Source organism: Paenibacillus sp. FSL H8-0317 (assembly GCF_045040685.1).
GTDB lineage: Bacteria > Bacillota > Bacilli > Paenibacillales > Paenibacillaceae > Paenibacillus.
Genome location: NZ_CP150294.1, coordinates 3,609,725 through 3,635,790, shown reverse-complemented (window position 1 = coordinate 3,635,790; position 26,066 = coordinate 3,609,725). Strand labels below are relative to the sequence as shown.

The following is a 26,066-nucleotide window of genomic DNA, read 5'->3' as shown; positions in this document are numbered from 1 at the left end:
AATATAATACATAATAAGTACTATATATATTTATCAAAATAAATAAGGAGTGCAGATAAATGGAATTACTTCAACTTAAATACTTTCAGACTGTTGCCTATACTGAACACATCTCCAAGGCAGCTGCGCAATTGAATATCGCTCAACCTTCCCTAAGCTTAACGATTAAAAGACTTGAGGATGAACTGGGTACCCCCTTATTCCATAGGAGAGGACGAAACATTCAATTGAATTCCTCAGGTGAAATTTTATTGAAACATGTGAACAGGATTTTTATTGAAATTGAAAATGCAGAGATGGAGATTAAAGCGGAGGAACAGCAAATATCCAATATAATCCGGATCTCGATTACGAATACCCGATTTCTCACTGGTCTCATTAGTGACTATATCAACGGTTCCCCCGAAACCAAGCTTCATCAGGGTATTGGGACCCGCAGTGAAATTATTACAGGTTTGAAGAAAGGTGACATGCATCTGGGCATTACCGGGCATCCGATTCAGGATGAGGAGATTGAGAGTGTTGTCCTTGTTGAAGAGGATATTGTTCTGGTTGTGCCAACAAATCATCAATACGGCGGAGAGACAAGAATTTCATTAAGTATTGTTGCAAATGAGCCTTTTATTGCCCTTGCAGATAATAAGGAGTACAGCCGATTTACCACCATGCTCTGTGAAAAAGCAGGTTTCCTGCCCAATCATGCATTTGAGGTCGATTCTCATACCCTGCTCGAAATTATCAGGCTTAATCAGGGTGTTGCATTACTTCCGATCTCCGTATGTAGAACACTGGGGTTACACTATGTAAAAATTGCTGATGATTCAGCGATATATCCCATTAGCCTCTCCTGGGTCAAACAAAAATGGTTATCTCCTGCTGTAAGGGAATTTCGTGATTTTATTACTTCGTATTATGAAGACCATGCTGGCTTGTTTAAAGTGGAGTAGGATTTATTTTGAAAATAGTAGAAAGCAAAGACCACCTTAGCCCTTTGAAGGAGTGAAGTGACCCCGTAAAGTTAGACAGATTATATCTTTAGGCAACTTGTTGGGCATGAATCCGGTATCGTACCGGACTCATGCCTTTTAGTTTTGCCTTAATGCGTTTGTTGTTGTAATAATCGATGTATTTGGATAGCTCTTGTTTAAAATGTGAGACACTTTCAAATTCCTTTAAATATAATAATTCGGATTTCATGATGCCAAAGAAATTCTCCATGACGGCGTTATCGTAGCAGTTACCTTTACGGGACATACTTTGCGTGATGCCACGTTCTTCAAGGGCATGACGATACGGTCTCATCTGGTAGTGCCAACCTTGATCCGAATGAATGAGGAGTTTATCTTTATTTGTTAAACTGCAAAATGCTTGATCTAACATCGTGGAAACAAGCGAGTAGACCGGTCTTGAACCAATCGTATATGTAATGATTTCTCCGTTATACAGATCAAGTATGGGAGATAAATATAGTTTTTCTCCGAACAATTTAAATTCTGTAATGTCCGTAACCCACTTCTCGTTTGGCCTTTCAGCGTGGAAATTGCGTTCTAATAGGTTCGGTGCAATCTTGCCAATTGTCCCTTTATACGAACGATATTTCTTCATACGTACCAAACACTTTAATCCCAATACTTTCATCAAACGCTGTACCTTTTTATGATTTACATGGTGTCCACGATTGATTAACTCGTCGCGAATACGACGATAACCATAGCGTCCCTCATGCTCCTTATAAATCGCTTGTATCATGTCTTTTAGCTCTAAATCCTTGTCTACCGTACCAAACGCTTTTACCACGTAATAATACGTGCTACGAGGGATATCTGCTAGCTTTAGAAGTGCTTTCACCGAAAATTCGTTCCTTAGTTCATAGACTACTTGAGCTTTGTCTTGTTTGGTGATTTTTCCTTGTTTCGAACTAAGGCATTCAACTTTTTTAAATAAGCATTCTCCATTTTCAAACGCTCTACCTCTGCTTGTAAAGCCTCTACAGATCCTTCTACTAGCGTTTGATTCTTCTGTGCTTTAGATCCTTTTTTCATGGATGAGCGCCCCTTTTTCTTTGGTTGAAGGGCGTCTATCCCTTGTAATTCCAAGCTTTTTTGCCAACTTAAAAGGGTACTATGGCTAGGAATATTAAATATAGCAGCCGTTTCTCTAACAGACGTCCCAAATTCGTTCATATAATGAAGTACGTCTAGTTTAATCTGCGCAGGATATGATGTATAGCCCTTTTTAAAAGCTTTTTCACCATGATGCTCATATTGTCTAATCCAGTTTAAAAAGACAGAATGGTGAAGCCCGATTGATTTTGCAATGCTTTTCAAGCTTTCTGATCCCTTTTTATAACGCATAACGGCTTGTATTTTTTCATCTGAACTGAATTTAGTCATGAAAAAACTGCACCTCCAATTGGTAGTTGTGTCTAACAATTGGGGTGCAGTTCAGAGCCAACGTGGTCTTTATCATTATCTTAGCTTAGCTTAGCTATACTGCAATCTGTCCTTGTACCAAACGTCAGGAATCATCTTACGCTCCAATTCCAACAATTCATGGATGATCTTGTCCGCGTCACTGATGGAACTCACGAGCGGGTCGGTGAGCATCGCCCTTCTCAGCTTCTCGTAGCTCTGTTCCAGAACAGCTTCAACCGTAAGCTCATGCGTATCCAGTACAAGTTCTTGCATCCCTCTAATTCCGCGCGGCATTTCGCCTACATGGAGTGGCTTCACTCCATCCATATCTACATCGCACAGGAGTTCCAGGAACGAATCGTTATTCATATTGGTTACGGCGCCTTGATTGAGCGTATTGATAAAGAACTTTTTGCCCAAGTTCCCCACCATATTCTCAATGATGTCGGTCGCATGATCCGGTCCAAAGGTGCTCATATAATCGGCAATCGGGATGTTCCCTGCAAGAAAGTCATCCACCTGACGCCACATTTCGTCATGACGCTCATACCTGTCCTCTGTCTCCCAGATCGATAATGGAGGAATGGTGTCCGCAGTTTTGCCGAGACCCTGCCAATACCGCACGTATTCCTTCGTATGCGCCGTACAAGTGGGAATGATTCCGAAAATATCATATAGTTCATAGGTAATCGCATCGTTAAAAAGAGCTTTTGCGCCGCGATCACCGCCGTTATTCTCATCACCTGCCAGCTTGCGCATGGCTTCTGCAATTGTGGGCATCACATTTTTTCCTTCATACTCGGCTTTGAGCAGCCAAGTGAAATGATTAACACCCGCGATACGAAAATCGAATTTCTGGTTGATCTCTTCGGTGAACTGGCTTGTATTTTCAATGATTCCGGCTCGTACAGCATAATAGGCTTTTTTATGCGGCATATGATGACTATCGCACAGCGCAAATGATTTGAGACTGGGTGCATATCGATGTAATGCGATGCCATGAACGGTAGACGGGTTAATATAATTGATCACCCAAGCATCCGGACACAACTCCTCAATGTCTTTAGCACATTCCATAATAACCGGCAGTTCCCGCATCGCGCGAAAGATTCCACCAGGGCCAATTGTATCGCCGGAACACATACGAATTCCATACTTTAGAGAAACCTGGCAGTCAATGCCCCGATATTTCACCGATTCTTCCGCAAAGCTGAGCACAACGAAGTCGGCTCCCGGTAGTACCTCTCTTCGGTCCACTGAACCCTCAATCTTTAGGGATACGTTGTTCTCCTTGGCGACCATCTCCGCTAGTTTTACCATTTTCGAAAGCCGTTCCTCGTCCGTATCCACCAAAGCCAGCGTTCCCTGATTCAAATATGGGGAGTGTACCATCTGCCAGATGGACTGCCGACCAAAAAACAGGCTGCCCGCCCCAATAACAACTACCTTTGGATGCTGAGTACTTGTAGCATTCATCAATAACCCCTCCTCTTAACGATATAAGTTCATTATAGGTGAGTGGGCTGGAATCGGAATGTGTGATAGTTTTCAAAACATGTCATATCGTACGCTAGTTAACAAGAGATAAATCCTTTGTTATGATAGTGAAATATAAAGGATGTCATAAAGTCGAGAGGATTAGGTCGGATTAGATGCACACAGGAACTGTAAATATGAGTATAATCGACGAACTTTCGGAGTATATCACACTTCGCATGAGCTCTTATTTGGAACAAACACACGACAGTAATTGGACGGAGCACAAGTCTCATTCCGATTATGATCTGTGGTTCATTACAGCTGGCTCCGTCCAGATTACCATCAATGGAATCGAGCATATGGCGAACCCGGGTGACGTCGTGTTTTTTTATCCGGATATGCCCTATATGGCTTCCACGACCGGAGAGTTGTGCCGATTCGTATACATGCACTTTGATTTCAGCATCGCTGAGCAAAAGCGGATTCTCGGCGAGTTTCAACTCCCGGGCATCGTACCTGGCAATCTGATTCAAGAGGAATCAACGCTATTCACCTCGTCCTATCGAAGATTCAAGCAGAGTAGCGGCGCTTCCGCCAGTCCACTTTATTTGAAAGCCTCTCTACTTCTTGTCATCGCCAAAATTTTGGAATTACATAGGCAAGGCCTATATCACGGTGAGTTTCTGAAAGACCGAAAACCGAGGAAGATCGAAGGAAGTCTGGAGGTTCTGCAAAATGTCTTCCCATACGTGGATGCGAATCTGCATCGTGCCATCCGAATTAACGAACTTGCAGATATTGCCGGCGTCTCTGAGAAATATTTTATTTCGTTGTTTAAAAAAATTCTCGGTATCACACCGGGGCAGTATATCAATCAGATCAAAATGAACCGGGCCAGAGACTATCTGTATGAGAAAAAATATACGATCCAGCAAATTGCCGGATTTCTGGGTTATCCCGATCCCTTTACGTTCTCCAAAGCATTCAAAAAATTCTACAACGTGCCCCCTTCCAAATTTGAATAAAATACAGCAGACAAACAAAGAGGCAACCGGTCGATCCGGCTGCCTCCGCACTTGATGAATCCTTGGTTATTCAGGTTTTAGTTTACGTACAGGTCCCTTCAGCGTCACTCGTACTCAAAAGGAGCTTCATTGGAATACATCTCATGGAAAAATCCTTTATACGGTATATCCTCTTCCAGACATGTAATGAGATACAACAGTTCTTCGTTAGCTTCCAGTTCTTCGCCAGCACGCTGCATTTCCTCAAATTGACCTAGAATATTCTCCAAGAGAGTGACTTGAATAAATAAAGGCAGCTTCTCCAGCATCGAATCTTCGATCTTGGTCTCGGAAGTATATCCAGCGAGGGCGGTTTGGAAATAGTCATCCATGAACTGTTTGCGTTTATCCGCATTCGGCTCAAATTGAATCCAGCCGACGCCGTGCGTCCATAGATCTGCCAGATCATACATATACCAACCGAAGCATGAATTATCAAAATCATACACGGTGATCTGACCGGTATCAAAATCAATCGAGTAATTCCCATCGTTATAATCAAAATGGATCATGCCGAATGTTTCCTTATTTGCATCCAAACCTTGTAAGGTATATAGAAGCTCAACCATCTTCTCCTTAAGCAGAGGAAATGATTCAGGTACCAGGTTATCGATATATTCACCGCTGTAATTGTCAATCAAATGATGCCGGCGATGGACGGGAGTGTACCCTTTCGATAGTTGATGCATCCTGCCCAGAACTTTTCCGCTATTATAATAGTATTCGCTAAGTGGAACCCCTTCACGGTACTGATAATGGTTTTCTACCAGCAACTTCCCCTTGGCTTTTACAAACATACAGACAAAGAACGTATGCTCATCATAAGTGATCTCTTCCAGAAGATGGCCCTTTTTCGAGCTGACTACATTCGAGACACTTGCACCGTGCTCAAACAGATACCGGACATACTCCAGTTCGGCCATGTAATCTGCCCGCTTTCTGTCAGGCAAAAAAGACACCCGTAGAATTAGCGATTTACGCCCCTTTTGCTCGCAAGTGTAAACGACATTACGTCCACCCTCATGAGGCGGAATAAGCTGAATATCGTAACCCTCCAGGTCAAACAGCTCGGATACCAATGCCAGTATATGCGTATTGCTAATGTTAACAGCTTCGTTAAAGTTAATTATGATCTCCTCCAGTAAACATTGTTGGGACGGTTTCCCGCACTGCAATGTCCACAAAAGGAATCCCTGTAACGCAAATATCCTTTTGTGAACCTAAAGCACAATCACCTTGTTAGACATTTAAAATTCACTCCTTTTGTTTGAATACCGCCATTATACCTAATTCATCCCAAAAAAACCATGAAAAACCGCCCTGAAGGGCGGCTTGTAAGAGATAAACGTTTTATTTATTAAAGAATCTCTCCATTGGACTCGATAACTTGTTTGTACCAGTAGAAGGAATCCTTGCGGGTTCTTTCTAATGAACCATTGCCGGCATTGTCTTGATCTACATAAATGAAACCATAACGTTTGCCCATTTCAGAAGTGGAGCAGCTAATGATATCGATAGGTCCCCAGCTAGTGAAACCCATCAATTCAACGCCGTCAGCGACAGCTTCTTTCATCTGTTCAATGTGGCTGCGCAAGTAATTGATGCGATAAGGGTCGTGCACTGCCCCGTCCTCTTCCGGTGTGTCGATAGCACCCAGCCCGTTCTCAACGATGAAGAGCGGCATCCGGTAACGATCATACAATCGGTTCAGCGCGACGCGAAGACCAATTGGATCGATAGGCCATCCCCATTCAGTAGCTTTCAGATGAGGGTTTTTGATCTGACTTACCAGCATACCTGAGTTGCTGTTGTCATTTGGGTCATATTTTCCGATATACGTCATGTAATAACTGAAAGCAATAAAGTCCACGGTATTGTCCCGGATAATGGCATCATCCTCAGGAGCTTTAACCAGTTCAATGCCATTTTCCTCAAAATATCTTTGCATATAGGATGGGTATTCGCCCCGTGCCTGTACCTCTGGGTAGAACAGGTTCATCTGATCTTCCTTCATCGTCTGCAACACATCTTCCGGTTTACTAGAAGCAGCATACGTTTCCAGACGGCAGATCATGCAGCCAATCTGAGCATTTGGCATCTTCTCTTTACCGCTTTTGACAGCCAGTGAGCTTGCTACAAATTGATGATGCGTTGCCTGATAGGCTACCTGCTCCGGTGTACCCTTAATTTTATCTTCCAGAATGCCGCCGCCAGTATACAGACTTGTCAGCATCATATTCATTTCATTGAAGGTAATCCAGTATTTCACTTTGTCTTTGTAACGGTCAAACAGCGTATTGGCAAATTTCAGATACAGATCGATCATCTCGCGGCTTTCCCAGCCGTTGTATTTGCGGGTTAACTCTACGGGCATCTCGTAGTGAGAGATCGTTACGAGCGGCTCAATGCCGTATTTCAAGAGTTCATCGAGCACGTTATCATAGAAGGCAAGACCAGCTTGATTGGGAACTGCTTCTTCTCCTGTCGGGAAGATCCGTGTCCACGCGATCGAAAGACGAAACACTTTGAAACCCATCTCCGCAAACAAGGCAATGTCTTCTTTGTAGCGGTGGTAGAAATCCACGCCGTTCCGTTTCGGGAAATATACGTCTGTGTTACCGCTCAGGTATTCTTCCAATTGAACAGAATCGACGTCGAAGGTGAAATCCTTGCCATTGCGCTCCTCATGAGGAACGAATGGAGCCATGTCTGAGGTAGAGAGTCCTTTGCCGTCTGCGTCATATGCACCTTCGAGCTGATTGGCAGCAGTAGCTCCGCCCCATAAAAATCCTTCGGGAAATGAGTGTTTAATCGTTTTTGTCATATTGTTTCTCTCCTTTTTTGTATGTGGTATTCATGAAGCTGTCAACGAACGGTGAGGAGAAGCAATTCATTCATTGGAATCACCCCCTTCACCTGAACTGGTACTACATCGAGGTAATCCGGCGTATTGGTTACGATGACTGGTGTCACAAGATCAATACCCGCACCCTGAATGCCATCCATATCAAATTCTAGAAGCAAATCACCCTTCTTCACTTCTTGTCCGGCAGCAACCTTCACGTCAAAATATTTCCCTTTGAGCGACACACTGTTTAGTCCAACATGAATGAGAATGTCGATTCCACTGGATGAGGTCAGCATAATCGCATGTTTACTTTTGGCAACCAACGTGACGGTTCCGTCAAAAGGAGCTGTAACACGTCCATCCTGCGGACGAATGGCAATACCTTTCCCGGTCAATTCCTCGGCAAACGTTTGATCCGGAAGCTCTGATAGCGGCACCAATTCACCAATGAGCGGGCTGAAAACCTCCCCTTTCTTTTCCTCAATGGAATGTACTGTTACAGATGTCACCATTTCTTGAGAAAAGGCAGTGGTTGTCTCCTGATCCTGTTTGGTTAATGTTTGTGTTGAGTCGGACATGGCGGAATTGCGTGTATTTGGCTCATCCCATTTGAGCAGCAAAGTCACCACGAAGGAAACGCTAAAGCTGATGCCTATTCCGATTAATGCATACCAGAAGTTGGACATGCCACCATTCGGCCCAATGTATAACGGAAGTGAAAGCAATCCTGGTACAGCAAAACCGAAGCATTTCAGACCCACTGCGGTAATAAAGCCACCCCCTGCTGCTCCACCGATGAGTGAAGCGTAAAATGGTTTTTTCAGCTTCAAGGTGACACCGTACAGTGCGGGTTCAGTAATGCCAAGCAAGGCGGATATACCACTGGATAAAGCAATGGATTTCATTCTTTTATCTTTGGTCTTGAGGAAAACAGCCGTGACTGCACCAGCCTGGCTCATATTCGTTATCAGGTTGATCGGCTGCAAAAGTACGTCATATCCGAGTTTGCTCAGATTCTGCAATGTGCCTGGGAAGAACGCATAATGCATTCCCGTCATAACAATCAGAGGCATGAGGCCGCCAAGAATAATGCCGGTTAACGGACCCGAATGGGCAAAGAGCCAGGAAGTGCCCATTTCCAGATAGATGCCCATGTAATTCCCTAGGGGGCCAATCGCAATTAATAGAATCGGCACCGTGATGACTAGTACAATCATCGAGGTAAAGATGACTTTGACCGGACCGGGAATAAAACGATCCACCCAGCGATGTACATAACTCAGAAGCCACACGCCCAGAATAATGGGAATAACGGACTGGGTGTAATTCACAATGGACACGGGCAGCGAGAGAAAACGAATCGGTTCAAGCTGGTTTGCCAGATACGCATTCAGCATCGTAGGATACAATAAAGTACCTGCAAGCGTCAGGGCGATATATTCATTCACTTTGAACTTTCGGGCTGATGATAGAGCCAGAAGAAAAGGCAAGAAATAAAAGGCCGCGTTTGCGATGGAAGACAGAACTTGATACTCACCGCTTTTCTCCTGTATTGCTCCAAGTGTAACGAGCAATGCCAGAATCCCCTTTAACATCCCGGTACCTACGATGGCAGGCAGAATCGGAGTGAAAATGCCGGAGATCGTATCCAAAACAGCATTAATCCCTTTAGAGCGTGGCGCGTCTGTTTCGGGCTTCGATATGCCACTCTGCTTCATCTGATCCTCGATCTGCTCATATACGGCTGCAACCTGGTTGCCAATGACCACCTGAAACTGATCGTTTTGAAACTGTGCGCCGAGCACACCATCGAGTGCTTTGATCTGTTCCAATTGAACTTTGTTTTGCTCTCGAACGTTGAAACGAAGCCGTGTGATGCAATGCCAGGCTTGGGTAATATTCTCTTGCCCTCCTGTTAACTGGATAATTTCTTTGGACAACTCCCGATGATTCATGCTGCTTCCTCCTTTTTTGGCGAAAAAAAAACCAAATGTAATACCGGCCCGCTGCAGATGCGGAGTCGGAAACATTTGGTGGTGCCTGATCGAATCAGTAACACTCCATATTCAATTCATATTGATGATGGTATAACTTCAAACAGGTTGTATGGAGATCAATCCGTAGCGGTACGGGATGTCACTCTCTCGATGTGGATCATGAGATATACCATCTCATCGGGAGTAATCACGAATCCGCGTTGCTGCTCCATCGCCTCCTTTATTTTGAGTGCGCATTGGAAACTGACAGGATATCGCTCCGACAATACATCATATAGAAATTGCTGATCTTTAAACGAGAGCACTTCCCGGTTCAACTGACGAACAATAAAGTATCTCAGATGGGTGATGAACCTGGAAAAATCAGCAGATTCCTGATTCAGTGCCATTCCAAAATGTTCTGTCATGATACCTAAAATGTCATTAATCATCTGTGTAATTTTAATCGTTTGGTTCATACTGCCCGAGTCGAATTGTGAGTTCACGAAATGAAGGGCAATAGAGCTTGATTCACCAGATGGCAATGAGACTTGAAAAGCATCATTGATTTTTCGAACTGCCCATTCTCCGGCACGGTATTCGGCAGGATATAGATGGCGAATGTCCCAATGAAGCGGATTTTGCACATCCACGCCTTTTTTGAAACGATCCAGCGCAAAATGAATATGGTCCGCAAGTGTTAACAGGATCGAGTCATTCAGCTTTTTTCCGATTATCGTCTTGCCTTCTTCAATAATCTGATCCGTAATATCGATGACTTGCAGTGGGATATCACTGAGAAATTGTTCAACTCGCTGATATTTATCATTCGAGCCAATTCGGAACATTTTCTGGATCTGGCTCTGCTCAATCGGCTGTCCCTTTACTTTTTTGAAGCCAACACCCGTTCCGATGACAATGACTTCGTAGCCTTCGGCGTCTTCCGCCAGTGCGATGTTGTTATTTAACGATTTTTTAAACCTCATGATGCAATCACCCCCAGTATGCAAAAAGCACCACCAATGTCCAATTCACAAGTAATAAACAAACTTGTGGAATCCAGACTTTGGTGGTGCCTGATCGAATCAGTGACACTCCTTATATAGCTGTATCTTATATCAGCTATGTAATCGTTGTCAATACCATTACTCTGGAATTGTTCTGCAGGTGGTTCATCGTGGAACTTTCCCTCTATAAACTGACATCAAAACGAATAACCTATTCATCTGGAGTCTTGTTTTCCCGAGCATCATAATAGTATCGAATCAGAATATCCTGATCATAGTTGCCAAAACCTTTGCCAAACAGGGTAAGTCCGCCTCGGCCAGCTACTCCCTCTTCTGGCTTCAATCCAAAGGTCCAATAGGTGGATGCACCAAGATTCAGGTCTTGAACACGCACGTCCGAGATGCGCTGACCATCCATAAACGTGCCTTCCCCGTTAATACGCAGCATTTTCAATACACCATACTGGTTGACGTCCAATTTCCACCATAGTGGTGTATGTTTACCTTTCCGATCCCCGAAATCGCCAGGGCTTGTCCAGGTTCCGAGGTGATGACCATTAAGGGAAAAACGGATGTCGGAAGGCCAGTTTTCATTAACTTGGGGAGCTTCCGAACTGAGTTCGAGTGAAATTTCAATTTCCTGGAGATGCTGTTCTGTATTCAGATAATTGGGAATCTTATATTCCAGAAAACCTCGTGCCAACCAAAGAATACCTGCATTGACCCGATCCGGGTCCATGAAGCAGGCCGGGGTATCATATTGCCCAATCATCTGCGTTGTTGTTGCAATGCCACAGGTGGGCCAGGCTTCGTAATCCGTATACTGACCAACCGGAATAGAGACTTCATGAAAAGGAGCATCAACTGGTTCAGGGGAGAGATTAATAGTCATAAATTCTTGCAGAATAAAACAGTATTTATACGTTCCGCCGTTCTCCCGTTTCATTCGGCTGCCGACAATTCCGGCTTTTTGCAGCTTGCTGACATGTGTACTTACAATAGCTTTGCTCAGAAAAAGCTCTTGGGCAAGCGCATTGATATGCATTTCTCTGTTTTGTAGCAGCAGGCGCACAATGTTTAATCGGGCTTCACTTCCCAGTGCCTCGTAAATTAGCAATGAAGCTGCATCTGTCCCAAGCATCATGATGTTCACTTCCTTTTTGAGTAAAATCGATCTATTTCAATCTCAGGATTCGTTATTTAGCGAACTCATCAAAATGAACTTGCTCAATACATAAGCATTATGATACATATTAGATAACAAATCAATGAATTGATTTTGCTTTTAAGCGAATTCAATATCGCTGTTACTTCTTTCAAGAATATGAATTCATCCAATGGAGGTACTTACCATGCTTACATCCAAAATGCTTATCGATAAAGACTTTCAGATTGCTGAAGTAGATCCGCGTGTCTATGGTTCATTTATAGAACATCTGGGACGGGCCGTATACGGCGGTATTTATGATCCAGGTCATCCTACTGCAGATGCTCAAGGGTTCCGTCAGGATGCCATTGAAGCGATTAAAGCTTTGAACGTACCCATCGTTCGTTACCCTGGTGGCAATTTCGTATCCGGTTACAACTGGGAAGACGGTGTGGGCCCGGTAGCGGAGCGCAAACGCAGACTTGAACTCGCTTGGTGGACGATTGAAACGAATGCAGTTGGAACAAACGAATTTGCAGATTGGGCCAAACTCGTTGGAACCGAAGTGATGATGGCTGTAAATCTGGGTACTCGCGGTATTGATGCGGCCAGAAACCTGATCGAATACTGCAACCACCCATCTGGCACATACTGGAGTGATCTGCGTATCTCTCACGGTTACAAGGACCCGCATAAATTCAAAACCTGGTGTCTAGGCAACGAAATGGACGGCCCTTGGCAGATTGGTGCAATGACTGCATATGAATATGGGCGTATTGCCAATGAGACGGCTAAAGCGATGAAATGGGTAGACCCGGATATCGAGCTTGTGGCTTGCGGCAGTTCCAGCCGTGACATGAGTACATTTGCAGATTGGGAAGCAACCGTGCTGGATCTCACCTATGAAAATGTGGACTACTTGTCCCTGCATCAGTATTACAACAACAATAAAGAGAACACGTATGACTTCCTGGCGACATCGCTGGATCTGGATCAATTTATTGATAGTGTGGCTTCAATCTGTGATTTTGTACAAGCCAAGAAACGCAGCAAAAAGAAATTAATGCTGTCTCTGGATGAATGGAATGTCTGGAAATCCATCGGCACAAGCCGTATGGAAGAACGTTGGCAGATTGCGCCTCCAGAGTTTGAAGATGTGTATACACATGAAGATGCACTAGCTGTGGGTTGTTATCTGATTACCATACTTAAACACGCCGACCGTGTAAAAATGGCTTGCCTTGCTCAGTTGATTAACACCATTGCACCAATCATGACGGAAAATAACGGAGCGATCTGGTTCCAGACGACCTATTTCCCGTTCATGCATGCATCCAACTTCGGTCGTGGTACGGTGTTGCGATCCATCACCTCTTCACCTAAATATGATTCCAAAGACTTCACAGATGTGCCTTATCTCGAAGCAATCAGTGTGCATGATGAAGAAAACGGCACGATCACAATCTTTGCGGTGAACAGACATCTGGATGAGAAGTTGGAACTGAATGTGGATCTGCGTTCCTTCGGAGAAACCACATTTGTGGAGCATATCGTATTGGAGAACAACGACTTGAAAGCCACCAATACCAAAGAAAACCCACGTAACGTTGTTCCTCACAACGGCGGATATACAACGGTTGATCAGGGTAAAGTGCAAGCAGTCTTGAACAAAGCATCATGGAACGTGATTCGCCTCAAAACCAAACAAGCTTAAAGGCTTAATAACAGCGGAATAGAATCGGTTTCCACTCTGCAACAACAGCAATGCTTTTCGCACCGCGTGCAGCTCCCAGCGCGCGGTGCTTTTTGCTGTATGACAATGGTCGGTCGAACTACATGGTATCAAATTTAGATGTTAGACGCGTATTTGAAACCTCAGTTTTCATTCCTCGCAACGAAGGAATTTAACGAACACAGGAGAAGTTATGATGCAGAATCAGCCCCTTTTCACCTACATTTTGCAGCAAATAGGGTGTGTCTTGTTCGTTAGAATTTTAACGGCTTGATATTGACCCGAATAAGGTTTCTGAAGTTCGTTAGCGCTGAGCAAGCATACTATATTGAGCTGGTTCGAACCTCATATACAGCATAAGCAAATAAGCCACCCTCCGTTTGGCTTACGGAGAGCAGCTTGCAGTTAAGCATCTAGCGGAGAAGATAAGGAACAGACCAGATCAGAAAGAAATCAGATCACCCAACATACTAGCAATGCTTCTTTCCCAAATGCAACGCAGGTTGTGTTCTATTTCACGATTTTCATTTCAAGTATTATCCTTGTTGTGCTTCCTCGTCACCTTCGGCTTCAGCCTGAGCTGCTTGGCTTGCTGGAGTCATCAGCCCTTGAACTGCCCCCATAAATGGCTGAATCTGCTTAATCATGCCATACCCCATTTTGACCACAGGTGTAAACCGCTGGATCATGCCAAACAACCGCATACCACCGCCTAACATACCTCCAATTGAGCCTGCACCACCAGCTCCGCCGAAGCCACCTAACAACGAGCCTAGCATAGGCATGAAAGAGGATACCTGAGCTGGCCGAGACGTTGAACGAGACATCGACCGGGATCGCACCTGCGACTTACAAGTACTGTTCACCCGTTTACGGTTCCGAGAGGAGGCTGTTTTTCTCTTCACCCCTGCTTTAGGTTTGGTTTTGCGAGCACTGCCTTCAGATGAGGTTGCTGTGATTGCAGCCTGAGTAAGCTTTCCGCCCCCGGTAAGCACTACGCCTTCGCTGTTAACGCCAGAGATGTACCCGACGTACGTTTCGCCATTATGAAGAGTCACGCAGACTGGGCGATCCTTGAGCCGTTTCACCCGGACGTGTATTTCATTGGTTTTAGCCATGGAATTCACCTCACTTGACTTGATCTACTTCAGTCTACGCAATGGGTGGACGACTTGCCTGTGCGATAGTACATCCGTGTGCCGAAATTGAAAAATGACCAGCGCTTCATTGGATAAAGTAAAATCGTTTGAGGGGTCTAGCTCTTCCGATAAGCAACCTTGTGAAAAGCATTGATATAACGAAACAGTGCCTCACCATCATCAGGCACATGCATGCTTCTATCCAGTGGCAGCATCATTGCCTGATATGGTTCTGGCACCATTCTATATTGATGGATATAGGAGGTCAGGATGAACCCGTTGCGTTGCCAGAACTGAATGCGTTCCTGATGAGCCCCCGTTGTCCCGGACTCCGCCTCGATAAGTATACCTTTGATCTTATGTTCCCTTAACGCCCAGGCTCTGAGCTGCTCCAGCATCCAGGTTCCTATGCCCAATCCGCGCAGCTTCTGATCAACTGCGAGGTAGTCAATGATCAGAATGCGGTCCACAGCCTCCCCCTCCAGTCCAGTAACAGCCATCGCAACCACTTTTCCCTGATGCACACCCGTGTGTAAATAACCAACCCCTCGGTCCAGCATACTGCGCAGAATCACTTTTGTCTTCGCACCGCTTTGAAAGGCCTCATGATAGATCCGCTCCATCCGTGCCCACATTGCTTCATCCCACTCCTCTATAGTAGTAAACTCTAATTCCAGCATCTCGTTCACCTCCAGAACTTTATTATACCTTCTAATACGAATCGATATAAAATCGGTGCTCAACCTGTTCTCTTTATAACGCCAATTTGCTCAGGAATTGTTCAATCTCGTCCATATACTCAGCGGTGGTAATACTTCTTGGAGCAAACAGGAATCTCAGACCCATTCTCCATTCCGAGCCTGCAATGGATGTAGGAAGCATCGAATGCTCTGTGTTTTGGAAAATCTTCTCGTGAAGCAAATAAGACGGCTTGACTTCCTGACGATATGCACGCTCGGTATCCTTGATATCAACATTGACGTCATCTTCTCCAAGCAATAGCAGGACTGGTGTTTTGAAATTGTGCAAATCCTCCGTTGCATCCACTGTGAAGTTTTTACTCACAAAGTTCCAACGATCCTTGTTCATCTGCTCCTCACCTTGACGTGCAAACCTAATGTATTCCTCATAAGAACCATGACGTTTCAACACATCATTGATCTTGTTATTGTAATCCACCTGTGCTTGTATCTCATCCGCCGAAAATCCATCCTTGGCCATTTGACTCCTTGTGTTGTATTCTCCCTGTCTCAGCCAATTGATCGCTGGAGAAACGAGAATACTAAATGCGAGATTTACCTTGCCTGCAAGCTCGGGAATGACCCACCCCGCCTGACTCGCTCCCCATACACCAATTTTGGAACCATCAATCATCGGCTGCTCTTTTGCCCAAGCGATAGCTTGCTCGGCTTCAACTACCCGATCATCGATGCTTTGATTCAGCCAGTTGCCTTCGGAACCACCTATGCCGCGTTTGTCCAGCGACAACGAAGCGTATCCTATGGAAGCAAGGCGCTCCCACAATGGCTTATATCCATCACTATGTGTCGAATCAATCGGACCATCACCATGGATGAAAAGCACGAGTCCCAGCTTGCCTGATTCGTTCTCAGGCAGAGACAGTGTACCTGTCAGTTTGCCTTGTGGGGTTTGAATTTCGATGTGTTGTTCGACCATACTGTAGTCCTGTTGCACGATAATGTACGTTCCTGTACCAACAATTAATAAAATGAAGACGAGTAGTGAAATCCAGATTCCTTTACGTTGAAGCATGATTGTCTCCATTGTGAGTCATATAATTCCATTGTTGTTCACCGAGAAGCATACCGGTCATCCAGCTTTTTGTACTGTTTTGTGTGTGAAACTGCAGACGTTCGTACATCTGAATGGCTTTCAGGTTGTGACTTGCCACATGCAGACTGAGATACGACATCTGCGGGGATTGCAGCATGTATTGCTGCGCCCAGGCGAGTAAATGTCTGCCGATTCCCTTGCGCTGATGTTGTGGATGCACAACGATATCCTCGATGTAACATTCCTGCGTCACAGGTTCGTGTTTCAGCAAATGAATTCCCGTTAACAGCAGAAGGCGTCTCCAAGCGCCGATGTGATTGCAAGCGTCCCACACCTGGGAACCCTTCACCTTTCCAGAGATCTGTTCATGAGAGCCTGGTTTCCACTTCAACGACATTGTGCCCACAATGACATCGTCTTCTCGTGCGACCATGCGCAGATTACCAGTATCTTGGGGAACATGATGCAGCATCTGCTCAAAAGCTGTAGCCAGATCTGACAAGGACATTGCAGTGGATCTCTGGAATTTATGTCCAAATCCATAAGCCATCAGTTCGCTGGCTATTTTGTAACGATCAGGCTGGATGCATTCAATCTGAACGAGATGTGTCATAAGGCAACCTCCTGTTCTGTTATAATCTGTGACAGTAATTCATAATGAAGCTTGTCGGGTGTGAACAACGATAAATACGATTTTTCCACCATGAGTAGTGGCCCCTGACAGGCATACCCCACCTCTTCGGCGTTAGCATAAAAATGCTGAATGTGAGCAGCCAGTTGTTCTTCATTTTCCACAAAAAGATGACAGGAGAGGTACGTACCCGCTGGCAGCATCAGATGATGCATTCCTTCCTCAGTGGGAGTGTACATGCCTACGATGCCGGACGAATCGTAGACATAATGGAGATCTGCTTCAAACAGATTGGTGATCTTGCCTTTGTGCTGTACAAGTGTCTGCGCATTCAGCGTGGCAGTAGCCTCCATCTCAAACCATAGCGATAGCGGCGTGGCTTCGCGCTGAATGATGTTATATGCTGTCTCCATCGGATCGGCAAGATTTGCTTTTTCCTCCAACAACTTCTCCATAAAATGCTTGGTCTCCTGAAGTTTCTTAATCTCGGCTTCGGTATCGGTCAGTGCCTGATGAAAGAGTCGTGTGATCTCTTCGGGAGTCAGACGTGTAAGACATTCTTTGATCACTTGAACGGACAGCCCCATCTTACGCAGCAATAAAATATGGGCAAGCCTGTACACTTCATCCATGCCATACATCCGGTACTGATTATCACCTGTGTAAGCCGGATGCAACACTCCTTTTTCCTCAAAATAACGAATTTGATGTACCGATACGTGCATCAGCTGGGCCAATTCGCTAATTGTAATTTCAGCATTCACTGTCATCTCCACCTTCGCTGTTCTTCCTGTACATAGCATAAACCTTAGGTCCGACCCAAGGTCAAGCCTCGTTTTCAATTCAAATCAGTTTTTTTCGCAGATGTACAAAAAAAGCAAGTCATATCGCTGACCTGCTTTGGATTTGATTTCTTGTATTTTCCTGCCTCAGATATGTCCAACATACATCTCATTCAAAATATGACCCACACGATATGTGTGCTCTGCCAATTCAGATTTCACATATGATTCAATATCACTCTTTTCGATACTGTACAAGACCTCAATTTCTTTAGAAAAAAGAAGGTGTCCCTCATTGATTTTCTGCTCCAACGAGTTTATTTGTTTTGGTTTCAGATCACCACCAAGCACCTGCTGAAGTGCTTGCACATATGTTTCAAGAGAACGCGCTCCGACAATTTTTATACCCTGGTTCTCTTCATTCACAATGATAATGGATGGGAAACCTCTAACTCCCAAACTAGCGACACGCTCAAAGTCTTCCTCTAATAACTCTTGTGCAGATTGCTGTGCAGCCGCCTCAACCACTTCTTTTCCATTCAAGCCCAGTTGATTGACGATATCCGTCAGCACATCATCTTCTCCAATATTTCGATTAAATGCAAACACAGCTTCACGCGCACGTCTCAAAAAATCCTGCTCTTTACCAGGGTGCGTACTCTGAATGACCTTAAATACGCGAGATGGCGGATAGGAAGAAAGTATTGGATTATCATGCCATAAGGAACCGTCGATGGGCATGCGTGAATGCTCACCCACTTCCTTCCAATGCTCTGCAACGTCCGAAGGTTTCTGAATCCCGTTAGCGCCATCCGAGAAACCATTCCAGTTAGCCAGTAGCCCACCCATTTTGATTTGCATCGTAAAATAATGGCCGTATTCCTCAATAAACCGATGAAGCACAGGCTCAAGCGCCCAGCAGTGAGAGCAGATCGGATCTGTTGCGTAATAAAGAGTTATTCTTTTCTCAACGTGATTCAGATTGATTTCTTGCATCGCCTCTTCTTCGTTCACACCACATACGCCTGTTTCCAGATCACACATCATAGATTCGTTACTCACGTTATCCCGCCTTTATATTGTCTTATGAATTGATTTTCTTGTGTTAGTTTGATTATAATGTCTACAATCTTCTGAACAAGTACGATTCTTTTTCTGACTTAGTATCAAAAAGTATACTATTGGAGGGTATCAAGTGAAATACGAGTTTAATTTCGATCAGTTATGTCCAGCGACTTATGCATTTCAGGTCATTGGAGGCAAGTGGAATCTTCCGATCCTGGCAATCCTCAGTGAAAATGACTGTATACGTTACAATGAATTAAAGAGAAGACTGCCTGGCATTACCGGAACGATGTTAACGAACTGTTTGAAGGATTTGATTCATTCCGGCATCGTGCATCGGGAGCAATATAACGAGGTGCCACCGAGAGTGGAGTATTCGCTCACAGAATCGGGCAAGGAATTGGTTCCTTTAATTGAATCCATGGTAATATGGGGTCAGAAAAATATGACAGCAGGCGTGAAGCAACAAGATATATAACTCCTGGCCTAGTGTAATCCCTTATCATAGATGTTCATTTTTGAATCGCTCTGTACACTTTGTTCAACGACAAAAAGGCTATTTCACTGGACCATCATGTCCTTTGAAATAGCCTTTCCTTTATAAATACAAGACGGCCGCTTGTTTACGACGTGTACACATCTAACTATTCAGGTCGTCATCTTCCTCATTTCCTAAATACATAACCGTTTTTTCTCCCTCAACCAATCTAATGATCTGCTTTCGTAATTTTGAAGGAAATAAAGGTAGTTCGTTTATATTTTTAATTTCAAGCCATTCATATTCCACCTGATTTTCGTCACTTGGCAGAATAGAACTATCTTGGTCCATCAAACCTATGTACTCGCATAAAAAAACAAAATCTACACGATGAAGAGCTTCACCGTATACACCTTCAATGACAAATTCCAGTGATAACGGTTCTACATCTATTCCGATTTCTTCCGCAACTTCACGCTTCACAGCATCCGTCAGGGTTTCACCTGCATTCTGGCTCCCACCAGGCAGAATGTAGATGACTTCATCATTATCATCCTGCTTCATTGCAAGCATTCTCCCGTCTTTAATGATCAATGCTTTTGCAGAATTTCTAATCTTTCTCTCCATTGCTAATCCCCCATATATATCTGTATCATGTTGTTGAAGGTTGATTCCATTTAACCTCACGATCTCCATGAAGAATATTTTAACACATACATCTAAACAAATTCTGAACAATCAAATTAACTCACTCTTGGCGACCTCCATGAAAGCAGCCATGGATGGAGAGATCCATTTTTCCCGATGCCGGAGCATTTGCGCAGAAAAGGATACATCTGATAAATCCCACGGCAGAGCAACCACTTCCCCATCGCTCAACTCTTTCTTCAAAGCCATTTCAGGCAATAAAGCGATCCCCAGACCAGCCACAACACATTGTTTAATGGCTTCTACACTATGAAACTCCAGCTCTGTCAGAGCATCCGCACCTTTCTTCGTTATGGATTGGTCAAAATGAGTTCGATACGAACAATTCTTTTCGGTCAGTAAAAAATGCTGTTTGTTGAAGTCATCTATGACTAACGCGGAACGCGATGCTAACATATGATCGGGAGAAACGACCATTTGAAAGGTCTCATCCTTTAAAAACTCTGACTGAAGGTCTTTGGAATTCATAGGCTCATCCAATACAAAAACGACATCGGCATGCCCTTCTCTCAGACTCGATTTAAGCTCTTGCCCAGACAAGGGGCGGAACAATAACCGCACACCAGGGTAGTCCGCTCGGAAGCGTTTGAACAAGGCTGGAAGAAGATATGCACACAGCACTTCGTCTGCTCCGATCACAACCGTTCCCGCTAATTCTCCGTGCTGACTGGATATGCACTTTGCTTCCTCTACATCGTTTAAAATCTTAGTGGCGTACGGCAGAAACTGTTGGCCAGCATCCGTTAACACGACCTTTTTGCCTAATCGATCCAGCAATTTTACACCAAGCTCTTCTTCCAGCGATTTGATTTGCATGGTTATGGTAGAGGGTACATAGCTCAACAATTCAGCAGTTTGACTAAAGCTGCAGGTCGATGCAAGTGTCCAAAAGGTTCTTAGCTGCCGTATTTCCATGAGTCAGGCACCTCCCAAGTTCAAAATAAATGAATGATATGTTCGATAACGTTTCGTTGAATTGATAATAGACGTATTGTAGAGTGAAATCAAGTTATTACTATTTTATAAGGAGAATCCATCTATGAACGATTATGAAACATATAACCTTGGAGATACTTTGCTTCAATCGGGACAACAGCTCCCTCAAGCCTTTATCGCTTACAAGACCTATGGAAACTTAAATGCGGCAAAGGACAATGTTATTGTGATCCCAACATGGTTTGCTGGAATTCACACAGATAATGAATGGTTAATTGGAACGGACAAAGCACTGGACCCCAGTCGTTATTTTATCATTGTGCCCAATATGTTGGGTAACGGGTTGTCGTCTTCTCCAAGTAATACCCCTGCCCCATATGATAAGAACAACTTCCCTCTCATCTCCATGTACGACAATGTGCGTGCCCAACATCAACTCATCACTCAAAAATTCGGTATCTCCAAAATCAAACTTGTTGTGGGCTGGTCGCTGGGAGCCATGCAGGTTTATCAATGGGGAACCAGTTATCCTGAGTTGGTCGAGCGTATTGCCCCCTTTGGCGGAACGGCAAAGAGCAGACCCCATACACAGTTGGTATTCGAAGCAATGATCGCGGCGTTACAGGCAGATTCGAATTATAAAAATGGTAGATATGAGCGCCCTCCGGTTGCCGGTCTAGCAGCGATGGGAAGAGCTTATGCTCCATGGGGTTTCTCGCAGGCGTACTATTTGGAGAAAATGTACCAATCTGAGGGTTACGACTCCTTGAAATCTTATGTAGAAGATTACTGGGATCAGGTATTTCTTCTCTTCGATGCTAACGACTTGATTACCATGTTGCGTACAGGAATATATGGAGACATTAGCAATAATCCCGTAGATGACGGCAACTTCGAACAGGCGTTAAGCAAGATCACTGCTCCTGCACTCGTTATGCCAGGATCAAGTGACTTGTTTTTCACGCCAGAAGACAGTTCGTATGATGCTCAGCATATGCCAAACGCGGTGTATCAACCTGTAGAGTCCAAGTGGGGACACTGCTTTGGAATCGGAGCAAACGAAGAGGATTCACTCGTTATCGATCATCATCTAAAGCAATTTTTGGAGTCATGAGTAAAAAAAGAAGGTGTACAAAGTAAAAAAAGTGCACAAAGCTCATTTATCTTTTCTCCGCTACAACTCAAAAGTAAAAAAAAATACCGGTTCTCGTCAATAACCTTTATATCCCGTTCCCCCTTTCTCGTTTAGAATATTTTCAAGTAAGCGTTATTGAAATATGACTGATAAGGGGGAAAAGAAATGAACAAGAAAACGAAAACCTTAGTCTTGTCTGTGTGCATGTCAACCTTATTACTCGCAGCCTGTAGCAATGGAAGCGGTGCTGATAAAGGTTCAACGACGGACAAGGATTCCAACGAGGCTGGAACAACAACCATTCATACCGTAACATCAGAATACTCTTCTGCAAAATATCCAAAGGGCGACGATATCACCAACAATGTATGGATTAAGCGATACAAAGAGAAGTTTAATATCGATGTCAAAACAGACTGGGTTAGCGATGAGTACGATACAAAACTCAATTTGGCTATCGCATCGAACGATCTTCCTGACGTATTCAGAGTTAATCCATCACAACTGAGACAGTTAGTCGAAGCAGATATGGTCATGGACCTTTCCGAGGTCTTTGATCAACACGCTTCAGATCGTCTCAAAGGTTACATGGAAGCAGATGTGGACAGTTACGAATCTGGAAAAAAGGACGGTAAGCTGTACGGGATACCACAGATGCATTGGGGATTAATAGAACAACCAGACTTCATCTGGATCCGGAACGACTGGAAAGAAGAATTGGGAGTCCAGGATCCGAAGTCTGTGGAAGACATCAAAAATATCGCACTCAAATTCATGGAAAAACACGGCGGTTATGGTATTGCGGTAGACCAATCATTGGATTACCTCAACCTGCTTGCTATTGCATGGAATGCACATCCGGATATGTGGATGGAAGATAACAGTGGAAAACTCGTGTACGGCTCCGTGCAGCCTGAGATGAAAAATGCGCTGGCTGAGTGGTCAGAATGGTACAAGCGAGGCATTATTGATCCGGAATTTGCAATCAAAGACTTTAATGCGATGAACGCGGATATTGTAGCCGGCAAAGTGGGCATGCAGCCTTATTACCAGTGGTGGGGTTATAATCCGGGTGTCGATACGGTATCCAATCTGGGTAAGGACGCTATCTTCTACCCTTATATCATCCCTACCGTTGATGGGAAAGAAGCCAAACAATCCATCTTTTTCGCTAACAACAATTATATCGTCATGAAAAAGGGATTTAAAAGTCCTGAAGAAGTGATCAAAATTTTGAACGACTATGCTTATATTGTGGATGAAGGCAATGGCAAGGAATCCACAGAAACGTTATCCGCCTTGCTGGACAACGATATTGCCCATGTTGTTGGAGCGTTCCGTGTACTTAATCCGAATTCCGATTACGAGCAATTTGAGGCGGTCTCCGCTGCCCTTCAATCCAAGGATACCAGTGGACTCACGACTTCGGGTATGTGGCAAAAATATAACAACAGTGTGGAATTCATAGAGAATGCAACCCCAGGAGCAGTTGGTGATTATTTGCAACAAGGGGCTCCAAAGAACGCGTATGGTCTTGCCAAGAAAGTACTGGACAGCGAGAACTATACAAAGACGGCCTTATGGGGTGTTACGCCAGAAATACTTTCAAGCTACGGCACAACCTTGGATGATATCCTGACCGAAGGTTTCACCAAGATCATTATGGGTAGCGAAAGTATCGATTATTTCGATGTTATTGTCCAAAATTGGCGTGCAGCCGGGGGCGATGACGCAACCCAGGCAGTTAATGAAGCCTACGGGAAGAAATAATCTCGTTTGTCACAAAGAGGGGATGAGGGTGATCTCTCCCCTTTATTTGATAGCGATTACATTTGGCGTACAAGGAACGGAGGAATATGTATGTTGAGAAAATGGAAGCAGCAGAGTCCTTACCATCTCATGTTGATCCCAAGCCTGGTCTTGGTCTTCATCTTTTGTTACATCCCTTTCTACGGACTTATTATTGCGTTTCAGAAGTACAATCCGGGTCTCGGCTTCAACTCGCCATGGGTAGGGTGGGATAATTTTACCCACATATTTAATCAGCCGAACTTCGTAAGAACGATCTGGAATACATTGTACATGTCTGTCTTTAAGATTATCGGTGGTATAATCGTACCCGTAATTTTCGCATTATTGCTTAACGAGGTACTACACAGTGGAATTAAACGTACATTTCAAACACTTGTCTACATTCCGAACTTCCTCTCTTGGGTCATTATGGCTGGCATCATGCTGGATATCCTTAGCTCCGACGGTATTATCAATACATTTCTAAGTGTATTTGGGATTGCACCGATCTCCTTCCTTGGCACACCCTCTATTTTTCCTTGGACGATGATTGTGAGTGACATATGGAAAGGCTTCGGATTTGGCACGGTTGTTTATTTGGCAGCTCTGACCAGTATTGATCCGGGACTTTATGAGGCCGCAGTGATCGACGGAGCGAAACGGTGGAAGCAGACCGTCTACATCACGTTGCCTCTCCTCATGCCAACCATTGTTTTAATGACCGTACTTTCACTTGGGAACGTACTCAATGCTGGCTTTGACCAAATCTATAATCTCTACTCCCCTGTTGTTTATCAGACCGGTGATATTATTGATACCTATGTCTACCGTTTAGGAATTCAACAAGCACAGTATTCAATTGGTACCGCTGTCGGGTTATTCAAATCGATCATTTCCAGTGTTCTCGTTGCTGTATCGTACATCCTGGCTTACAGAGTGGCTGGTTATCGTATCTTCTAAGAAGGAGGAACTTACATTATGATCTATGATAAAAGTATGAGCAGACGTGTATTTCTTATCATAAACTACACCATATTGCTTCTAATCTCTCTCCTATGTATCCTGCCGTTTATCAACCTGCTGGCTGTTTCATTCAGCAGCAGCGCGGCTGTATCTGCGGGGAGTGTTACGTTCTGGCCTGTGGAATTTACGACAAAAGCCTATGAATTTGCATTAACGGGAGGATCATTTTTCTCCTCTCTCTGGGTAGCCATTCAACGAACCGTTATCGGAACGTTGGTGAATCTGGTTCTGATCGTACTCACGGCTTATCCCCTCTCCAAATCCAAACAAAAATTGATGGGGCGTAATATCTATATGGGATTTTTCATCGTAACCATGTTATTCAGTGGAGGTCTAATTCCAACCTATCTGGTAGTCGTCAAAATGGGACTGATCGATTCCATATGGTCTCTGATCCTGCCTGGGGCCCTCCCCGTATTCAGTATGATTATCCTCATGAATTTCATTCGGGGGCTGCCCGAGGAGATTGAAGAATCAGCCATTATCGATGGTGCTGGGCCTGTACAGGTATTGCTTCGTATTCTACTCCCACTTCTCAAGCCCGCTCTGGCTACGGTTGGTTTGTTCAGTATCGTTGCCCACTGGAATTCGTGGTTCGATGGCATTATCTATATGAACAATCCAGACAATTATCCATTACAAAGTTACCTCCAGACCCTTCTGCAAAGTTTTGAGCAAATCATGCTGAAATCTGGGTCAGATTATACGCAGCTGTTGTCCATGATGAACGCCAGAACGGGGCGCGCCGCTCAGATGTTCTTGGGTGCCATTCCGATTTTGCTCGTGTATCCATTCTTACAGAAATATTTCACCAAAGGTTTGGTGCTAGGTAGCGTCAAAGGGTGAACAAAAGGGCTTGCAGTTCATACTGCGAGCCCTTTGTTTATATCTAAACTTATTTTTATGATCGCTGTACT

At 44.3% G+C, this 26,066-nt stretch carries 23 protein-coding genes; 8 read left to right on the top strand and 15 right to left on the bottom strand.

Translation table 11 applies throughout. From position 1 onward, the window contains the following. Positions 1-59 precede the first annotated feature (59 nt). Positions 60-947, top strand: coding sequence for a LysR family transcriptional regulator (locus MHB43_RS16225; RefSeq protein WP_405132364.1), 888 nt, complete (start codon positions 60-62; stop codon positions 945-947). An 88-nt stretch (positions 948-1,035) separates the two neighbouring features. Here the strand turns inward: MHB43_RS16225 and MHB43_RS16220 are convergent. Both MHB43_RS16220 and MHB43_RS16215 read right to left on the bottom strand, forming a co-directional pair. Continuing rightward, positions 1,036-2,393 (bottom strand): IS3 family transposase gene (locus MHB43_RS16220; RefSeq protein WP_405131066.1). Its coding sequence is split into 2 segments (ribosomal slippage): positions 1,036-1,940 and positions 1,940-2,393, totalling 1,359 coding nucleotides; the frame shifts between segments, so codons are not numbered across the junction. A gap of 90 nt (positions 2,394-2,483) precedes the next feature. Then, positions 2,484-3,890 carry a glycoside hydrolase family 4 gene (locus MHB43_RS16215; RefSeq protein WP_405132363.1) on the bottom strand — a complete coding sequence of 469 codons (1,407 nt, stop codon included), beginning with the start codon at positions 3,888-3,890 and terminating at the stop codon, positions 2,484-2,486. Positions 3,891-4,066: 176 nt separating this feature from the next. On the opposite strand from MHB43_RS16215, the gene MHB43_RS16210 reads away from it, so the two are divergent. After that, on the top strand, positions 4,067-4,918 hold the full coding sequence (locus MHB43_RS16210; RefSeq protein ID WP_405132362.1) for an AraC family transcriptional regulator: 852 nt from the start codon (positions 4,067-4,069) through the stop codon (positions 4,916-4,918). 104 nt (positions 4,919-5,022) lie between these two features. Here MHB43_RS16210 and MHB43_RS16205 read toward each other — a convergent pair whose 3' ends face one another. From MHB43_RS16205 to MHB43_RS16185, 5 genes are all read right to left on the bottom strand, one after another. Beyond that, positions 5,023-6,141, bottom strand: coding sequence for a phosphotransferase enzyme family protein (locus MHB43_RS16205; RefSeq protein WP_405132361.1), 1,119 nt, complete (start codon positions 6,139-6,141; stop codon positions 5,023-5,025). Positions 6,142-6,314: 173 nt separating this feature from the next. Further along, on the bottom strand, positions 6,315-7,781 hold the full coding sequence (locus MHB43_RS16200; RefSeq protein ID WP_405132360.1) for a glycoside hydrolase family 1 protein: 1,467 nt from the start codon (positions 7,779-7,781) through the stop codon (positions 6,315-6,317). A 41-nt stretch (positions 7,782-7,822) separates the two neighbouring features. Beyond that, complete coding sequence (locus MHB43_RS16195) at positions 7,823-9,760, bottom strand: beta-glucoside-specific PTS transporter subunit IIABC (protein WP_339185193.1); 1,938 nt, start codon at positions 9,758-9,760, stop codon at positions 7,823-7,825. A 158-nt stretch (positions 9,761-9,918) separates the two neighbouring features. Further along, positions 9,919-10,767 carry a BglG family transcription antiterminator LicT gene (gene licT, locus MHB43_RS16190; protein WP_336757865.1) on the bottom strand — a complete coding sequence of 283 codons (849 nt, stop codon included), beginning with the start codon at positions 10,765-10,767 and terminating at the stop codon, positions 9,919-9,921. 232 nt (positions 10,768-10,999) lie between these two features. Continuing rightward, a complete protein-coding gene (locus MHB43_RS16185; RefSeq protein WP_339185189.1) occupies positions 11,000-11,932 on the bottom strand; it encodes an ArsR family transcriptional regulator in 933 nt (310 codons plus the stop codon). Positions 11,933-12,140: 208 nt separating this feature from the next. Between MHB43_RS16185 and MHB43_RS16180 the strand changes: the two genes are divergently transcribed. Then, positions 12,141-13,649, top strand: coding sequence for an alpha-N-arabinofuranosidase (locus tag MHB43_RS16180; protein WP_339185187.1), 1,509 nt, complete (start codon positions 12,141-12,143; stop codon positions 13,647-13,649). Between the two features lie 554 nt (positions 13,650-14,203). Here MHB43_RS16180 and MHB43_RS16175 read toward each other — a convergent pair. From MHB43_RS16175 to MHB43_RS16150, 6 genes are all read right to left on the bottom strand, one after another. Next, positions 14,204-14,785 carry a hypothetical protein gene (locus tag MHB43_RS16175; protein WP_339185184.1) on the bottom strand — a complete coding sequence of 194 codons (582 nt, stop codon included), beginning with the start codon at positions 14,783-14,785 and terminating at the stop codon, positions 14,204-14,206. 137 nt (positions 14,786-14,922) lie between these two features. After that, a complete protein-coding gene (locus MHB43_RS16170) occupies positions 14,923-15,486 on the bottom strand; it encodes a GNAT family N-acetyltransferase (protein WP_405132359.1) in 564 nt (187 codons plus the stop codon). A gap of 73 nt (positions 15,487-15,559) precedes the next feature. Further along, the gene (locus MHB43_RS16165; protein ID WP_405132358.1) at positions 15,560-16,579 is read right to left on the bottom strand and encodes an alpha/beta hydrolase family protein; all 1,020 of its coding nucleotides are present in this window, start codon (positions 16,577-16,579) and stop codon (positions 15,560-15,562) included. Then, positions 16,566-17,213: a GNAT family N-acetyltransferase gene (locus tag MHB43_RS16160; protein ID WP_405132357.1), complete on the bottom strand. Its 648-nt coding sequence runs from the start codon at positions 17,211-17,213 to the stop codon at positions 16,566-16,568. Before MHB43_RS16160 ends, MHB43_RS16165 begins: the two co-directional genes overlap by 14 nt. Beyond that, positions 17,210-17,995 (bottom strand): MerR family transcriptional regulator, encoded by a 786-nt coding sequence (locus tag MHB43_RS16155; RefSeq protein ID WP_405132356.1) that lies wholly within the window; start codon positions 17,993-17,995, stop codon positions 17,210-17,212. The genes MHB43_RS16160 and MHB43_RS16155 overlap by 4 nt, the downstream gene beginning before the upstream one ends. Before the next feature lie 165 nt (positions 17,996-18,160). Continuing rightward, the gene (locus MHB43_RS16150) at positions 18,161-19,075 is read right to left on the bottom strand and encodes a DsbA family protein (protein ID WP_405132355.1); all 915 of its coding nucleotides are present in this window, start codon (positions 19,073-19,075) and stop codon (positions 18,161-18,163) included. A 133-nt stretch (positions 19,076-19,208) separates the two neighbouring features. On the opposite strand from MHB43_RS16150, the gene MHB43_RS16145 reads away from it, so the two are divergent. Continuing rightward, positions 19,209-19,556, top strand: a complete 348-nt coding sequence (locus MHB43_RS16145) for a helix-turn-helix domain-containing protein (RefSeq protein ID WP_076253083.1) — start codon at positions 19,209-19,211, stop codon at positions 19,554-19,556. Positions 19,557-19,718: 162 nt separating this feature from the next. Here MHB43_RS16145 and MHB43_RS16140 read toward each other — a convergent pair whose 3' ends face one another. Next, positions 19,719-20,183 (bottom strand): NUDIX domain-containing protein, encoded by a 465-nt coding sequence (locus tag MHB43_RS16140; RefSeq protein WP_165980276.1) that lies wholly within the window; start codon positions 20,181-20,183, stop codon positions 19,719-19,721. 111 nt (positions 20,184-20,294) lie between these two features. Then, the gene (locus MHB43_RS16135; protein WP_405132354.1) at positions 20,295-21,179 is read right to left on the bottom strand and encodes a LysR family transcriptional regulator; all 885 of its coding nucleotides are present in this window, start codon (positions 21,177-21,179) and stop codon (positions 20,295-20,297) included. 124 nt (positions 21,180-21,303) lie between these two features. On the opposite strand from MHB43_RS16135, the gene MHB43_RS16130 reads away from it, so the two are divergent. The 4 genes from MHB43_RS16130 (at position 21,304) to MHB43_RS16115 (ending at position 25,995) form a co-directional block, all read left to right on the top strand. After that, entirely contained in the window at positions 21,304-22,314 is a 1,011-nt protein-coding gene (locus MHB43_RS16130) for an alpha/beta fold hydrolase (RefSeq protein ID WP_405132353.1), read from the top strand. A gap of 186 nt (positions 22,315-22,500) precedes the next feature. Continuing rightward, positions 22,501-24,105 carry a hypothetical protein gene (locus tag MHB43_RS16125; RefSeq protein WP_405132352.1) on the top strand — a complete coding sequence of 535 codons (1,605 nt, stop codon included), beginning with the start codon at positions 22,501-22,503 and terminating at the stop codon, positions 24,103-24,105. A 90-nt stretch (positions 24,106-24,195) separates the two neighbouring features. Beyond that, positions 24,196-25,086 (top strand): sugar ABC transporter permease, encoded by an 891-nt coding sequence (locus MHB43_RS16120; protein WP_221821140.1) that lies wholly within the window; start codon positions 24,196-24,198, stop codon positions 25,084-25,086. 18 nt (positions 25,087-25,104) lie between these two features. Next, positions 25,105-25,995: a carbohydrate ABC transporter permease gene (locus MHB43_RS16115; RefSeq protein WP_307412710.1), complete on the top strand. Its 891-nt coding sequence runs from the start codon at positions 25,105-25,107 to the stop codon at positions 25,993-25,995. Positions 25,996-26,066: the final 71 nt, after the last annotated feature.

Coding starts and splice junctions, on each gene's coding strand:
- MHB43_RS16210 (WP_405132362.1), top strand. CDS start 4,067: ATGCACACAGGAACTGTAAATATGAGTATAATCGACGAACTTTCGGAG.
- MHB43_RS16185 (WP_339185189.1), bottom strand. CDS start 11,932: ATGATGCTTGGGACAGATGCAGCTTCATTGCTAATTTACGAGGCACTG.
- MHB43_RS16160 (WP_405132357.1), bottom strand. CDS start 17,213: ATGACACATCTCGTTCAGATTGAATGCATCCAGCCTGATCGTTACAAA.
- MHB43_RS16130 (WP_405132353.1), top strand. CDS start 21,304: ATGAACGATTATGAAACATATAACCTTGGAGATACTTTGCTTCAATCG.
- MHB43_RS16120 (WP_221821140.1), top strand. CDS start 24,196: ATGTTGAGAAAATGGAAGCAGCAGAGTCCTTACCATCTCATGTTGATC.
- MHB43_RS16115 (WP_307412710.1), top strand. CDS start 25,105: ATGATCTATGATAAAAGTATGAGCAGACGTGTATTTCTTATCATAAAC.
- MHB43_RS16180 (WP_339185187.1), top strand. CDS start 12,141: ATGCTTACATCCAAAATGCTTATCGATAAAGACTTTCAGATTGCTGAA.
- MHB43_RS16170 (WP_405132359.1), bottom strand. CDS start 15,486: ATGCTGGAATTAGAGTTTACTACTATAGAGGAGTGGGATGAAGCAATG.
- MHB43_RS16135 (WP_405132354.1), bottom strand. CDS start 21,179: ATGGAAATACGGCAGCTAAGAACCTTTTGGACACTTGCATCGACCTGC.
- MHB43_RS16195 (WP_339185193.1), bottom strand. CDS start 9,760: ATGAATCATCGGGAGTTGTCCAAAGAAATTATCCAGTTAACAGGAGGG.
- MHB43_RS16125 (WP_405132352.1), top strand. CDS start 22,501: ATGAACAAGAAAACGAAAACCTTAGTCTTGTCTGTGTGCATGTCAACC.
- MHB43_RS16200 (WP_405132360.1), bottom strand. CDS start 7,781: ATGACAAAAACGATTAAACACTCATTTCCCGAAGGATTTTTATGGGGC.
- MHB43_RS16215 (WP_405132363.1), bottom strand. CDS start 3,890: ATGAATGCTACAAGTACTCAGCATCCAAAGGTAGTTGTTATTGGGGCG.
- MHB43_RS16175 (WP_339185184.1), bottom strand. CDS start 14,785: ATGGCTAAAACCAATGAAATACACGTCCGGGTGAAACGGCTCAAGGAT.
- MHB43_RS16165 (WP_405132358.1), bottom strand. CDS start 16,579: ATGCTTCAACGTAAAGGAATCTGGATTTCACTACTCGTCTTCATTTTA.
- MHB43_RS16225 (WP_405132364.1), top strand. CDS start 60: ATGGAATTACTTCAACTTAAATACTTTCAGACTGTTGCCTATACTGAA.
- licT (WP_336757865.1), bottom strand. CDS start 10,767: ATGAGGTTTAAAAAATCGTTAAATAACAACATCGCACTGGCGGAAGAC.
- MHB43_RS16140 (WP_165980276.1), bottom strand. CDS start 20,183: ATGGAGAGAAAGATTAGAAATTCTGCAAAAGCATTGATCATTAAAGAC.